Genomic DNA, 13529 nt, shown 5'->3' with positions numbered 1-13529 from the left:
GTTGTATCCTGCGGCCATGGATGACGAATCAACAGAGCAAGGTATTCGGCTGCTTTCCCAATCGGGGTACCAGTCCGGGGATGCCGCCGATTTCGCTTATCGTCGGATTGAAAGATGTTTGGACGCTGCCCGGCATTCCATAGAGATCCACATGTATGTGTGGCGGGCTGACGATGTCGGGCATCAGATTGGCAGAGCTGTGTTGAGGGCTGCTGACCGTGGTGTCCGGGTGAAGATCATGAAGGATCGCGGGGCTGTGCTTTACGAGAGTCAGGAGTCAAACCGGAAGCCTTTTTTTCCGACTCCGAGGTCGTGGGGCAAGCGCTTGTACCAGCGTGGTCTGGGGATGACGTTTCCCCGAACTTGGGTGCAGGATGATTGGGATCAGTCACTGGGCTTGCGCCTGATGCAGCACCCGAAGGTTGATTTTGTTTGGGTTTCTCCAACCCATACCAAGTATTATTGTATCGATGAGCGTTGTTTGATCACCGGTAGTTTGAATTTGGAGGACAGGCATCGCAACTATCATGATGTGATGATGGAGATCAGGGGCGAGAGACGGGTGGAGCAATTTCGCCATGCGCAACAATGTTCCGGTCAGGATCAGGCAAGTGTTGGATTCACTGTGTTGATGAATGATCCTGACCGGGGCAGGTTTGAAATCAAAGCCAAGCTTCTGGAATTGGTCAGGCTGGCTAAGCGTTCCTTGCATATTGAGATGGCCTATCTGGGAGACCCTGACGTGACCGAGGTTTTGGTGGCTGCTGCGCAACGCGGGGTTCACGTCACAATCTTATTTTCAGAAAAAGCCAATATTGGAAATGACGGCAACTACCATGTGTTGAACCAGTTGATGAAGTCTGCTCTTGTGGAGGTCAGGATGTCATCGAAGATGATTCATTCAAAGGTGATGGTCATTGACGGTAAGAGGGCCTTGTTTGGCTCTGCTAATTTCTCTGTGTTTTCGTTGCAGCGTGCCGGGGAGCTGTCCTTTTTGCTGGATGGGAGCGATGCGGTTGATTCGCTCAATGAAGTGTTGATGGAGCGGTGGAGTCTTGGGCGCCCAGTGGTTCGTCGGAGTGAGGTCTCAGGTTACTGGAAGGGAATGGCTTGTTTGCAGCACTGGTATCAGCAGTTAGGTCGGCACCGTTGATGAGAATTGAGGAAGCATTAAACAGAAGAAGACATGTTGAGATATTCCACAGAACCCTACGTGTTCAGGCCCTCTTTACCTAGAGTTTGGGTTCACCGTTTGGCCTCCTTGTTGAACCGGGTTTGGATCCTGCCGGGAAAAACACACCGCGTGCGGTCAGTTTCTGTCACCGGCGGTGAGCGCTTGCGGGCTTTGGCCCAGGACCCGAATGTAAGGCTGGTGATGGTTGCTAACCACTCAACCCATAGTGATGTGGAGGTTCTGGCCGAGTCTCAAAGGCTGTGTGGTGTCTGGGGAGCCTACATGGCAGCTCACGAGGTGTTTGCCCGTAGCCGTTTTCAGGCTTGGGTGATGCAGCGCACGGGTGCCTTTTCGGTGAACCGGGAGAATGTCGACCGGCAATCGATTCAAGAAGCTGTTCGTGTGATTGAGGGGGGGCGATGCTGCCTGACATTGTTTCCGGAGGGGAATGTGGCTTTTTCTAACGAGAAGGTAATGCCTTTTCTGGATGGGGCTTCCTTTATTGCGGTCAAGGCTCAGAAAAAGTTAGGTAGGTCAGTGCGTGTGTTAGTGGTGCCGACATCGATTCGTATGACCCACACCCGTGATGTTAGGATGTTGTTGCAGCAGCAAATCCAGGATTTGCTGGATGTTTTGGCTGGAGAAGGCGTGCAGGTTCATTGGCGTGAAGACGACCCTTTTTACGTTCAGATAGAGATGTTGGGCTATGCCATTCTTCGTCGTGGGCTACAACGCAGGGGGTATGATTTTTCATGTGGAGTGGATGCCTGGAGGACGGACCCGGCAGGGGCCATGGAGAAGGTAGTGGCGCACTTGCTCGATCAATTGGAGAGCTCTTTGGAAATTCAGGCTGCTGGAGGGGCGCTGGAGAGAGCCAGAATGGTCCGTTCGCAGTTGGCTAAAAAGAGGCTGGGGGGAGAAGGCTCGCAGGTCGAGCGTCTGGACGATCTGAGTATCCTTTTGATGCGGGTATTGAGCTATGACGCCTCCTACCTTAGGGAGTGTCCGAGCGTCGACCGCTGCAGCGAGACTTTGGAGAAACTGCGTGAGGATTATGCTGAGGTTCTCGTGCGCCCCGTGTCAGCCCGTCATGCCGAAGTCCGCTTCGGCGAGCCGGTTGAGGTGTCGGGAAAATCGATCAAGGCTTTGACTGATGAATTGGAAATGGCAGTGGGTGAGGGCTTGGGTTATTACCAGAGTTCGTATCCAGGCGGGGAGATGATGGCCTCGGATTGCTTTGAAGCATAGAGTATGGGTGGGCTTTGATCGCTGATTGCAGAGACAAAAAAATCCCCAACCTCTCATGAGAGGTTGGGGAGGTGTATTCTGTATGAGGGATTCGGCTTACTTCCGGCGACGGAATATCAAGGCGAAGGCTCCAAGTCCGAGCAGTGCCGAGGATGAGGGTTCAGGTACGGGATCTGTTATCGTTGTTAAGACGAATTCATTATCCCAGTCGGCGTTTGATCCATTAGCACGTAATGTTTGACCTCCTGAGTAGGGGTCGCCGGTGGTTAATCTAAACCCTTGGGTTGTTAGGTTTGACGAGTTTCCAACCGTAGCCGCATTTTGATCTGTGGCGAGCACGTAATAGTATTCGGTTCCTTTGAGGATCGCGTCAGCAGCGTCACCGGTAAAACTCCAGGTTAATAAGTCGCCTGCACCCGTCGTCGTAAAATTGACCGTTGTCGAGGAAACTGTGATTAAATTGCCAATGGCTGTCGGGGAGGATGTTCCATCGACTGTGAAAGCGTCATAGACGTGAATCCATGCTGTATCCGTGGTGTTGATGCCAGTGGTTGAATTGGTCTGCCTGAAACTCAATTCTTGTAAATAGACGGTTCCGGGAATCGAACCATCCGGGGTGTCAGCACCGATATTGACTGTGATGCTTTGCCCAAAATTAGGTCCAGCCTGGTTATTGGCGGGGCCTTCGGAGGTCACGATCGTTGCCGCATGGGCGGTCAGCGACGTAGTGGCGATCGCCATTAGTGTGAGTTTTACGTTCATCTGTGTTCTGGATTGAGGTTATATTCGCAATCTATAGGTATTGATTCGCGGTCAATTTCTATAGAGTAAAGTTCATTAAAGGGTAAAACTGCGGATGCCGTCAACCATAAATGATTAGATGATGGATTTTTGCCGTGGGATGAGCTGCGCCTTCAATGCAAGAATTCAGCAAACTGATGTGATCGTAGGAAAAATTAGTCTGTATTCTATCTTGCCATGACCTTGGGCAGTCTGCGAGAATGGTTCCATGCCAGTTCAAGGATCGATTGAAAAATACCGCGTGAATAAGAAGGGGAAAATTAACCTTTCTGATTACTCAACCAATGATAAGTCGCTGTTTGGTCATGGAGGTAAGGAGGACTCTTATCCTTTTCTCGACCAATTGCGGGATGAGTTACAAGCTTTGCAGACTTTGTTATATGCGGAGAGCAAGCGGCGGGTGCTGGTGGTGATTCAGGCGATGGACACCGGAGGAAAGGACGGGACGGTCAAGAGTGTGTTTTCCCGGGTCGACCCTCAGGGGATTCATGTGGAGTCATTTAAAAAGCCGTCCGAGGAGGAATTGGCGCATGATTTTTTATGGAGAATGCATCAAAAGGTTCCACGCAATGGTCAGATCGTGGTGTTCAACCGGAGTTACTATGAAGACATTGTGGCGGTCCGGGTAAAGAAGTTGTTTCCTGAATCGGTTTGGCGCCCTCGTTACCGGCACATTGTCGAGTTTGAGCGGATGTTGGTTGAAGAAGGGACGACGATTATCAAGTTGTTCCTGCATATTTCCAAGGATGAGCAGAAGATGCGTTTGCAGTCGCGGCTCGATAACCCGGCAAAGCATTGGAAATTCAACCCGGACGACCTCAAGGATCGGGCGAAGTGGGAGGAATTTGAAAAAGTCTACGAAGATGTGATTGAAAAAACCGGAAGCAAGTATGCGCCGTGGCATATCATTCCCGCTGACCGGAAGTGGTATCGCAATTTGGTGGTTGCCCGGATCATGGTCGACACCCTGAAGGGGCTGGATATGAAATTCCCGATTTCCGATTGGCTGGCCGAAGATATTGTCATCGACTAGCCTTGGACCCTCCCCGAACTTGGTGGACCACCCTCGATCTTGATATACAATGGCAGCCTATTCCGAATCATTTACCTTGGCAACCCGTGGCAAGGGAACCTATGAAATTACCGAACAGGTGGCGCGGGCCGTCGGAGAATCGGGTATTCAGACCGGGACCGTGACGGTCTTTGTCCGGCATACCAGTGCCAGTCTGGTGATGATGGAAAATGCGGATCCCAGCGCCCGCACCGACATGGAGGCGTATTTTGACCGATTGGTTCCGGAGGATGAGCCATACTTTACCCATACCTATGAAGGGGCGGATGACATGCCGTCCCACATCCGGATGGTCTTGACCCGGAGTAGTGAGGTGATTCCGGTGGTCGCTGGCAGCATGACCTTGGGAACCTGGCAGGGGATCTTTCTCTTCGAACACCGGAAGGCTCCGCACCAGAGGTCAATCAGTGTGGTGCTTGTTGGTGAGTAATGGAGCATGATGCTGGATTGACAGAAATGGCGTCGTGAGGTAATCCTTTGGCGCATTCCTTACCTCTGTCATGGTGTCCTCGATCCGAAAGTTTTTTGCGTATATACTGGGCTTATTCTGCTGTCTGGTTGTGGCGGGGTGTGTGAATTCATCCAAGCCGAATCCATGGATCCCGACATTGCGTCAAGAACTCGGGTATCTTGGAGCGAGAAACTGGGTGGTGATTGCCGAGGCTGCTTTCCCGGTTCAGAGCCGCCGAGGCTTGCGGGTGATCCAACTGGATGCAGATATCCCGGAGGTGCTTGAGGGGGTGGAGGACGTCATCGAGGAAAAACATCATGTCAAGCCGAGGGTGTTTGTGACCGCTGAGTTGGAAAATGTGCCCTATGACTATGCTCCCGGGGTCAATGCATACCGCAAGAATCTGGAGGCAGCGTTGCATGGTCGGGAAACTGTCCAGTTAGATAATGATATGCTGATGCGTTTGCTTGGTGATACGAGCAAGTCTTACCGGGTGCTGGTGATCAAAACCCGTACAGCCGTGCCTTACTCGTCTGTGTTTGTTGAACTGGGGAGTGGTTACTGGGATGCGGAGTCCGAGGCAGCGATGAGAACGAGTATGGAGAAAAAACGTTAGGTTTTCTCCTCTGAGGAAGTTTTAAATTTTTTGATAGAAAAGAGAGTATACAAATGGCGGCACCAAAAAAAGTCGATGAGGTAGTGATGCGCGAGCGGGAGGAGGCCTGGGTAGGAGATGCGGTGTTGGCACTTTACATGCGGGAGTTGATTCTCAAAGAACAGGGGTGCATGGACGGTGAAATGTTTGTTCGCTGTACCTCGAATGATTTTCTGCGCAATAAAGGGAACCCCACATCCGTCGAAGCGGAGATCGGTCGCATCTATCAAGATGAGGGCTTGCAGTCAGCCTTCGACTGGATGGAGCGGGAGCTTTTGCCTGTTTTGCGGATGCAGGAAAAAAACCATCAGAACCGGATGGCTCAGCGTCCGGGGAAGCGCCGGAAGAAAAAGTGAGTTCAGCCCGTCGATCGGAGGGGGCGTGTGATCTAACTAAATGTTAGCGAATGAACCGTTGCTGAAGGTTTTGCAGGATGCTTTGCAGATCCTTGATTTCGTTCATCAATGCGATCATGTCATCCGGTGGTAGATTCGGTTGTCGGAGCTGCGCGCGCAAGGCCGCTTCCTTTTGCTGGAAGTGGGTGTTGACCAGCATGGCGGTGGCTTCTTCCGCAGCTCGGACGGGGTCCCCGGGGGCGGAGTGGGTGAGAACCTTTCGAAGTGCCAGTTGATCCTGCTGGGCGAGGGAGGTGATGTAGGCCTGGATGGCAGCAGGTTTGGATGGGTCGGGTCGACGGCTGAGGATGTTGCGTAGGATGGAGCCTCCGGCTGTGGATGCGAGAGGTTCGATGAGGGACTCGAGCTGTTCCCCTAGCCAATTTTGGGCCTCTTGTGAGCAGAGGGCGTAGTGGCAGAGGTGGGCGACCGGGGTGCTGATTTCAGCAGCCAGATTGGGTGGGGGTGGCTCTTCATCTTTGGCTTCCCGGCGTTGCTGGAAGAAGGCTTCTTTCGATTGTTGGCGTTCGGCCTGGACGACGCCGCCGCGTAATTCTTCAGCACCAAGGCCGAGTTGGGTGGCGATTTGATTGATCAAGGCGTCCTTGGTGAGTTTGTCGCTGACGCAGGCAACGAGGTCGGCGAGATCGTTGGCGAGGCTGGCTCTTTCCCGGACGGACGTGAGATCGCGGGAGGCCATTTCATGTTTTAATTTAACTTCAAAATAGTCGCGTGCTCCTTGGACACGTTCTCGGAAGGCGTCGGCTCCAAACTGCTTGATTAAGGAGTCGGGGTCCTCGCCTTCAGGCATGCTGACCATACGGACGTTGAGGTCTTCGGCGGCTAAAATGCGGAAGGCCTTGTCGGCAGCTTTGATGCCAGCGGCATCGGCATCGAAACAGAGCACGGCATCTTTGGTGTAGCGTTTGAGGATGCGGGCGTGTTCGGGGGTGAATGCGGTGCCGAGGCCTGCGATGGTATTGGTGATACCGCTTTCGTGGCAGGCAATGACATCGATTTGTCCTTCGCAGATCAGGGCGAATTTCTCTTTGGGCATGCTGCGGCGTGCTTTATCGAGGGCGAAGAAGGTTTTGGATTTTTTAAACAGCTGGGTTTCCCGGGAGTTGATGTACTTTCCGCCGGGTGCGTCTTCCCGGAGATTTCTTCCGCTGAAGGCGATGATGTCCCCGTAGTCGTTGTGGATGGGGAACATGAGTCTTCCTCGGAAGCGGACGTAGATCCCAGCCCGGGGGTTGTTTTCATCTTTGCGGCCGGCGAGGTCGGAGTTGATGAGTTCGGCTCCGGTGAATTGTTGTTCTCTGGCCCAATCGAGGAAGGTATTGGTATTTTCCGGCATCCAGCCGACTTTCCAGCGTTCGGCCATGCCGCGTCCGTAGCCGCGAGATTTGAGGTAGTCCCGTGCATGTTGGGCGTCCGGTGAGGTCATCAGTTGTTGATGAAGGAATTCGGCGGTGCGGTTGTGGACTTCTTTGAGGCGGGAGAGTTTTTTCCGGCGTTGGTCGGCTTCCGGGTCGTAGGCTTCTTCAAGGATGGGTATGCCGGCTCGGGTGGCGAGTTTTTTGACTGCATCGGGAAAGGGGAGGTTTTCGTACTGCATGACGAATCCGATGGCGCTGCCTCCTTCGCCGCAGCCGAAGCAGTGGTATGACTGGCGGACCGGGTTGACTACAAACGAGGGGGTTTTTTCGTTGTGGAACGGGCAATTGCACTTGAATGCAGAGCCCGCCCGTTTCAAGGGAAGGTAGGAACCCACCAGATCCACGATATCTGTGGCGGCAAGAACTTGTTCGATGGTTTCCTCCGGGATGCGACCCATGCCCGTTTCTAATTTCCCGCTGGGGAAAAACCAAATACCAAATTGAGTTGAGGAGAAAATAATCTTGGATGGGACGCTGGGAGCTTGTTGATTGGGGGCGTGCAAAGCAAGGGATCGAAACAGTTGGCCTTCATGAAGGACGGAGACGGACGTTACCTCGTCGGTTTGGGACCCTTTCGTTCATGTGCCGAGGCGCCTGAGTCCGGGACGGCCTTCTATTGCAATGACTTTACGCTTAGCGACCCCGAACCCTGGAAAATCCCGGCAGAGGTGCTCGAAGTGGATAGCCTGAAGGAGCTTGGTTTTGAAGGTGGTGCCGCGGAAGTTGACTGGAGTGAGCTTCAGCCGGATGGCTTTGCGAAAGTCTTTGCCGAGATCAACGAGGCGATTGGGCGAGGGGTGATTGAGAAGTCCGTGCCAGTGGCTGCCGAGTGTGGAATGTTGACGGGGGCGGCTGATGTTGGGGTTGAAATTATCGGGCGGATGGCCTGTCTCGGGGCCCCATTTTATAGCTATGGTTGGTGTGATGGTGCGCGCGGGTTTTGTGGTGGCACGCCGGAGTTGTTGTTTGCCTTGGATGCTTGCCGGCTCAAGACGATGGCCTTGGCTGGAACGGCCAAGGCGGATGAGCGGGATGTGTTTGCCGTTGATGGCAAGGAGATCAGGGAGCATGAATTTGTAGCCCAGACACTGGTGGCGAAGCTGTCTGATATCGGGGATGTGACCCGTGGTGGGCGAGAGATGATGGACCTCGGCCAACTGGTGCACTTTCACACTGCGATTGACGTCGAGTTATTCGCACCCCGTGGAATGGATGATTTGATTCGGCGCCTGCATCCGACGCCTGCGCTGGGGCCTTTGCCGCGCACGGTGGACACCTTGCGGAGTTTGGCGGAGTGGCGTGATCGATTGCATTGTCCGTCTCATTTCGGAGCACCCTTTGGTTTGTTACATGATGGTGTGTTTTGTTCTGTGGTGGCGATTCGCGGGGTTCATTGGGATGGGCTAAATATTTCGGTTCCTGCCGGTTGTGGAGTGATTGAGGCGTCGCGCTTGGTGAATGAATGGCGGGAGCTTCGGCTGAAGAGGGAAGCGGTAAAGTCTGTGTTCGGATGGATGGGATAAGGTGAGAAAATAAAGCAGTGAGAAAAACGATGACATTCAATATCGAGGCCTTTTCGGAGAGGTTTGATCATTCGGCGATGCTTGCCGGGTTCCGGCGCGAGTTGATTACGAGTGTTCAGGGGATGGCGGTTGCCGGGTTTACCAAGTGTGTCGAGTCTGGCGATGAGGGGGGCGGACGTCCCTGGGTGTATATCTCGGCCGGTGTTCATGGTGATGAGCCCGCAGGTCCGATGGCAATGCTGGCTTTGCTGAAAGAGGGGGTGTTTGATGAGCGGGCGAACTGGTTGATGTGTCCATTTGTCAATCCGCTTGGCTTGGCTGCAGGCACGAGGGAAAATGCCAGCGGGATCGATCTGAACCGTGACTACCTGGAGCGGTCGTCCGAGGAGGTTCAGGCACATGCCGCTTGGTTGGAGTCCAAACCAGTGCCGGATTTGTTTGTTTCTTTACACGAAGACTGGGAGAGCTCTGGGTTTTACCTGTATGAGATTAATGTCGCAGGGGTCACCAGCGGTGCCCATGCCATTTTGGATGCAGCCTCCTCTGAAATTCCGCCCGAGCCCGAACCGGTGATCGACGATCACGAGGTGAGGGAGCCAGGGTGGATTGACCATTCCCCCAAGGCGGATTTGCCGAAACACTGGCCTGAGGCTATTTTTCTTGCCGAGCGTGGAGCGGGAGTGTCCTACACCTTGGAAACTCCGAGCTCACTGGACCTGATCCGCAGAATTCGTTGTCATCAACTGGCGGCGGGGCAGGCACTGGACGGTTTTCTTGCTTCGGTTACGGCCTGAGAGCTCTCACTGCTGACAGAATCCTGACGGGCTGCGGAGTGATTGCGATTGACCTCACCGTGGATGCTGACCTGTAATGCGCTTGTCATGATTGCTCGGATAAGAGGAAAGGTATGGGAGGCGTTGCCAGGTCGACTGGTTGTGGATGTTCAGGGGGTTGGGTATCAGGTGATCGTGGCCATGAGCACCTATGATGCGCTTAATCCGGTTCTTGGAGCTGAGATTGAGCTGCGCACGTATCTACATATTCGGGAAAATGCACATACTCTCTATGGTTTTGCCACGGATGCGGAAAAGGATTTGTTTCTTCTCTTGATTGAGCGGGTGACTGGGATTGGACCCGCCATTGGTATGGCGGTTTTGAGCGGGATGCCCGTTGACCATTTCAAGGCCTGTGTGGTTGGTGGTGATGCCGCGGCCTTGACCCGGATCAAGGGGCTTGGAAAGAAAACGGCAGAGCGGATCATTCTCGAATTGAAAGATAAGGTCGGAGTGGCTGAGTCCTGGCAAGCTGCCGCTGAATCCTCGGTGTCGCACGCGGCAGTTGATGCCGAATCGGCACTGATCGGATTGGGCTATAAGCAGGCAGAGGCACGCAAGGCCGTTGCTGCCGTGGCCAAGTTAAATACTTCCGCCGCTACCGAAGACCTCTTGCGTGATGCCTTGAGGATGTTGAATTCATAAGCCGAGTGCCCGAAACGTGTGCCGAAACGTGTGCCGGAAGGTTTGTTGTTGAGGCCTTGCGACGAATGAGGATGGTCATGAATTAGACGTTCGTTTAAAAAAATCAAAAACAAGCTGGACGGATGATGTAAAATAGCTAGCGTTCTGGCTTCGCCCGCTTCTTCGGAATTGGGTGGAGATGTTAAACCTCCATAAAACAACCCCAGCTACGCCCCTTATTCAGTTCATGAATTCATCCACCCCTTTTTCCGGGTCTTTGAAGAGACCATTGATTTCTGTTGCCTTTTCTTCGACTTTGGTGAGTTTACTTGCCGCTGTTGAGCCTCCTGTTGCACCTGCGGCCTCGCTTTCCGAGCCTGCGGATTTTCGGATTGTCGAGGGGACGTCACCTGATGTTTTAACTTACAATGTCGCGGATATTGGTGCGATGGATCAGGACCTTGACTTTGCGGTTTTGCCATACGTTTTTGGAGCTCATCCTGCAAAGGAATATGGTTCCCTGGTTTCCTTGTCGCAGCCGTCCCTGGTGCCTGAGGATCCCGATGTGCTGACTTCTTTGTCGGGAGTGTCCACCGTTGGTTATACTCTGAACTCCGGTAGTTCGGCCAGCTTGTCAGTGCTGCCTGATATCACAGGTTTGGTAGCCGGAGATGTCGTGAATCTGGGGGTGCAAATGGATGGGGCTAATTGGACGGCTCCGGTGGTTTCCAATACTAGCATCAATGTGGTGCAGAACCGTCTGTTGACCGGATCCACTACGATTAATGCAGGACGACATATGCTCGGCCAGATCCCTGGAGGCACCTTGACGCTTGATGGCGGGTCTTTGAGTGGGATCGAGGGAACCAACATTCAGGTTCACTCCGGTGGGTTTGCCCAGTATGGCAATGGTGTGCGTCTGACAAGTGCTTCCGATTTTACTTTTAATGCTGCGGGGCAGACCCATGACTTACAGATTGGTTACTACGGGAATGCCGGAAACTATAACCAGAGTATCACCCTTTCCGGTGTGAATGGCGCGGACAATTACACCGATGCTTCTGGAGTGAAACACAACGAGTTCGGTGGCTACTGGCGGACAGAAGTGGAAGTCGGCAGCCTCTTGGGCAATACGGAAACCCGAGTGACCGGACAGCAACTTAGCCCGTATCAAGTGACCGGACTTTCCGGGATCTCAGGGTCTGCCATCCCCGAGGGCTCGACAGCTGCGATTGAGCGCAACTCGAACAAGGTGGAATTTTCACAGCCAAGCCCACAACTTGAATTCGATAACGGCCTGCTGCGGGCGTCACGCGCGGGAGGTGTCCAGGTGAACCAGCGGATGAATAGCCTGCTTTCCGGTGAAGTCATTCAAGGAAGTTCATTGGACCTTTCCGGTGTCAACCTCACGGTGAGTGGCACGGCATTGTATAATCGGCAACTTTCCGCAAGCAGTACAAGCGGGAATTTACAAACCTATCTTGGTCGGCAGATGGTCTCTGCCACTACCCAGTCGGTGAGTCAGGCTGGTAATATCACCTACAAATCACTGGGAGCGGATGATCAATACACCCGTGTGCGCCTATCGGACTTCTCATCCAACAGTGGCGATGGCATCACGGCTGTCTACTCTGGTGGTGATCAGGACTTTACCGGCGTGGCCGGACAAGAGGCTGTGGTCGGGGTGACTGCGAACTTTACGGTGGACCGCAGTGCTACCGGAACTTTTAACAAAACCTTGAATGCCGGAGCCGGAAGTATCACGACCTTGGAAAACGGAGGTGCCGGCCTGGCCAATGAGTCGGTTCAAGGAGGACTCAACCTGACCTATACTTGGGCGAATGTTGAAAACAACCAGATCGATATCAAGGATCAGCATGTGTATCTCTTTGACGATGTTAATCTTAGCTCGGTTGCGCTTTCTGCGGATGAGGCATATAACCATGGTTACGGTGGTTTGAATAATGGTCCGACCCACCGTGTGAACAGCACGAACACACACACGGCCATTGGTGTAAATGATGCCTTTCAGCTTCATGGGTCTCGAGCAGTGGGAGACGTTTTTGAGGGCACGATTGCAGTCAACCTCGGTAATGGCCGAGTGTCCGGTGAGGGCTTAAGCGGTGAAAGTGTCATTGCGAGCGACACCTTCGGTGTGTATACGCACACGATTGGACGGGCTGATCTCGACGTTACTGCACCCGCGGGCAATCTGCTGGATGATGGTGATGCCATTACGGTCAGCAACGTGGACCGGGCCTTGGCTGGCGAACAGGCCTCCGTTCGGGTTACCCCGCAATCGTTCGAGGGCAGTGACCGTTGGACGGTTAGCCGTGTGGGTAATGAGGTGCTTGCCCCAGGCGAAGCTTCGACCATGACGGCCGTGTTTGACGGTTCGGGTGTCGGTGGAGCAGGTGAACTTGGTGGAACCTTTGAGTCGGTTTTCACTTTTGAAACCGAAGATCAGTTTGATATCGGCAGCCATTTTGCCAATCTTGGAGTAAGTGATGACCGGATTGCGGATGGCGGCGGATTGAATACGTATGCAACCCGGCAACAGCACGTTTACACCTTCGAGAGGGTGGTCGAGCAGGTCAGTGCATCCGGAAGCCAGAGCTATGGTGCCGGGACTGAATTTGGGTCGGTCTCACCAAGCCTGACCAACACAGGTGACAACTCCAGCACCGGCTTTGCTGCAACTTCTGCTGCTATTTTGGGTTCGGAGACCTTGGAGTCAGGAACGACGGTCTCGATGTCCTTTACCAAAATCGAGGACGCAGCTAGCACCGATTTGTATGGGGACAAGGGTGGAGTGAGTGATTTTGCCACCGATATCCTCGATCTGACCGGCCTGGATGGCGTCATGCATGTGGTTGAACTCACTTATGACGACACGGTTCTCACGGAAGGTGAAGGCGCGATGCAGGTAGTCTGGTTGACTGAATACGACACCGACCCCGGTGCGGGTGAATCTTTACAGGACATCTGGGTGAATGCCGTGCTCGGTAACTCGGATGTGGTGGCTCTGGATATCCTTGGAGGCACCGTGACAACTGCAGAAGGAACCACCGGCATTCAGGCCTACCTCCAGGATAAACGATTCTCCGGTAGTTATGAAAGTTATCTCGCCTCGCTTGGCGGTTCTGATTCAGATCCTGAGCTGGGTGCCTGGGGTGTTCACACCGGAAGCAACAAAGTCTGGGCGGTGATCGACCACAATTCGAGTTTTGCCGGGGCGGTTCCCGAGCCTTCCTCGATTGCTTTGCTCGGTCTCGGTGGTATCTCCTTATTGCTTCGCCGCCGCCGCTAAGCTA

At 53.6% G+C, this 13529-nt stretch carries 12 protein-coding genes; 10 read left to right on the top strand and 2 right to left on the bottom strand.

Annotation, left to right across the window (positions count from 1 at the left end):
- Positions 1-16: 16 nt before the first annotated feature.
- Both HW115_RS12125 and HW115_RS12120 read left to right on the top strand, forming a co-directional pair.
- Positions 17-1153, top strand: a complete 1137-nt coding sequence (locus HW115_RS12125) for a phospholipase D-like domain-containing protein (RefSeq protein WP_178933141.1) — start codon at positions 17-19, stop codon at positions 1151-1153.
- A 150-nt stretch (positions 1154-1303) separates the two neighbouring features.
- Complete coding sequence (locus HW115_RS12120; RefSeq protein WP_178933140.1) at positions 1304-2422, top strand: lysophospholipid acyltransferase family protein; 1119 nt, start codon at positions 1304-1306, stop codon at positions 2420-2422.
- A 96-nt stretch (positions 2423-2518) separates the two neighbouring features.
- On the opposite strand, the gene HW115_RS12115 is transcribed toward HW115_RS12120, so the two are convergent.
- Complete coding sequence (locus tag HW115_RS12115; protein WP_178933139.1) at positions 2519-3184, bottom strand: PEP-CTERM sorting domain-containing protein; 666 nt, start codon at positions 3182-3184, stop codon at positions 2519-2521.
- A gap of 247 nt (positions 3185-3431) precedes the next feature.
- Between HW115_RS12115 and HW115_RS12110 the strand changes: the two genes are divergently transcribed.
- The 4 genes from HW115_RS12110 (at position 3432) to HW115_RS12095 (ending at position 5757) form a co-directional block, all read left to right on the top strand.
- Entirely contained in the window at positions 3432-4256 is an 825-nt protein-coding gene (locus tag HW115_RS12110; protein ID WP_178933138.1) for a PPK2 family polyphosphate kinase, read from the top strand.
- A 49-nt stretch (positions 4257-4305) separates the two neighbouring features.
- A complete protein-coding gene (locus HW115_RS12105) occupies positions 4306-4725 on the top strand; it encodes a secondary thiamine-phosphate synthase enzyme YjbQ (protein WP_178933137.1) in 420 nt (139 codons plus the stop codon).
- 142 nt (positions 4726-4867) lie between these two features.
- The gene (locus HW115_RS12100) at positions 4868-5362 is read left to right on the top strand and encodes a hypothetical protein (RefSeq protein WP_178933136.1); all 495 of its coding nucleotides are present in this window, start codon (positions 4868-4870) and stop codon (positions 5360-5362) included.
- A gap of 53 nt (positions 5363-5415) precedes the next feature.
- Entirely contained in the window at positions 5416-5757 is a 342-nt protein-coding gene (locus HW115_RS12095; RefSeq protein WP_227021461.1) for a hypothetical protein, read from the top strand.
- A gap of 43 nt (positions 5758-5800) precedes the next feature.
- Here the strand turns inward: HW115_RS12095 and dnaG are convergent, their stop codons facing one another.
- Positions 5801-7633, bottom strand: a complete 1833-nt coding sequence (gene dnaG / locus HW115_RS12090; protein ID WP_178933135.1) for a DNA primase — start codon at positions 7631-7633, stop codon at positions 5801-5803.
- 99 nt (positions 7634-7732) lie between these two features.
- Between dnaG and HW115_RS12085 the strand changes: the two genes are divergently transcribed.
- The 4 genes from HW115_RS12085 (at position 7733) to HW115_RS19810 (ending at position 13525) form a co-directional block, all read left to right on the top strand.
- A complete protein-coding gene (locus HW115_RS12085) occupies positions 7733-8758 on the top strand; it encodes a chorismate-binding protein (protein ID WP_319609289.1) in 1026 nt (341 codons plus the stop codon).
- A 29-nt stretch (positions 8759-8787) separates the two neighbouring features.
- The gene (locus HW115_RS12080) at positions 8788-9552 is read left to right on the top strand and encodes a M14 family metallopeptidase (RefSeq protein ID WP_178933133.1); all 765 of its coding nucleotides are present in this window, start codon (positions 8788-8790) and stop codon (positions 9550-9552) included.
- Between the two features lie 87 nt (positions 9553-9639).
- A complete protein-coding gene (gene ruvA / locus HW115_RS12075) occupies positions 9640-10236 on the top strand; it encodes a Holliday junction branch migration protein RuvA (protein ID WP_178933132.1) in 597 nt (198 codons plus the stop codon).
- A 226-nt stretch (positions 10237-10462) separates the two neighbouring features.
- Positions 10463-13525, top strand: a complete 3063-nt coding sequence (locus HW115_RS19810; RefSeq protein ID WP_227021460.1) for a PEP-CTERM sorting domain-containing protein — start codon at positions 10463-10465, stop codon at positions 13523-13525.
- The last annotated feature ends 4 nt before the right edge of the window (positions 13526-13529 follow it).

The organism is Oceaniferula marina (genome assembly GCF_013391475.1).
GTDB lineage: Bacteria > Verrucomicrobiota > Verrucomicrobiia > Verrucomicrobiales > Akkermansiaceae > Oceaniferula > Oceaniferula marina.
This window is presented reverse-complemented; position numbering and strand designations above follow the sequence as displayed.

Bases quoted from the DNA above. Each gene is read 5' to 3' on its own strand.
- HW115_RS12110 (WP_178933138.1), top strand. From the start codon at position 3,432: ATGCCAGTTCAAGGATCGATTGAAAAATACCGCGTGAATAAGAAGGGG.
- HW115_RS12080 (WP_178933133.1), top strand. From the start codon at position 8,788: ATGACATTCAATATCGAGGCCTTTTCGGAGAGGTTTGATCATTCGGCG.
- HW115_RS19810 (WP_227021460.1), top strand. From the start codon at position 10,463: ATGAATTCATCCACCCCTTTTTCCGGGTCTTTGAAGAGACCATTGATT.
- dnaG (WP_178933135.1), bottom strand. From the start codon at position 7,633: ATGGGTCGCATCCCGGAGGAAACCATCGAACAAGTTCTTGCCGCCACA.
- ruvA (WP_178933132.1), top strand. From the start codon at position 9,640: ATGATTGCTCGGATAAGAGGAAAGGTATGGGAGGCGTTGCCAGGTCGA.
- HW115_RS12115 (WP_178933139.1), bottom strand. From the start codon at position 3,184: ATGAACGTAAAACTCACACTAATGGCGATCGCCACTACGTCGCTGACC.
- HW115_RS12105 (WP_178933137.1), top strand. From the start codon at position 4,306: ATGGCAGCCTATTCCGAATCATTTACCTTGGCAACCCGTGGCAAGGGA.
- HW115_RS12125 (WP_178933141.1), top strand. From the start codon at position 17: ATGGATGACGAATCAACAGAGCAAGGTATTCGGCTGCTTTCCCAATCG.
- HW115_RS12095 (WP_227021461.1), top strand. From the start codon at position 5,416: ATGGCGGCACCAAAAAAAGTCGATGAGGTAGTGATGCGCGAGCGGGAG.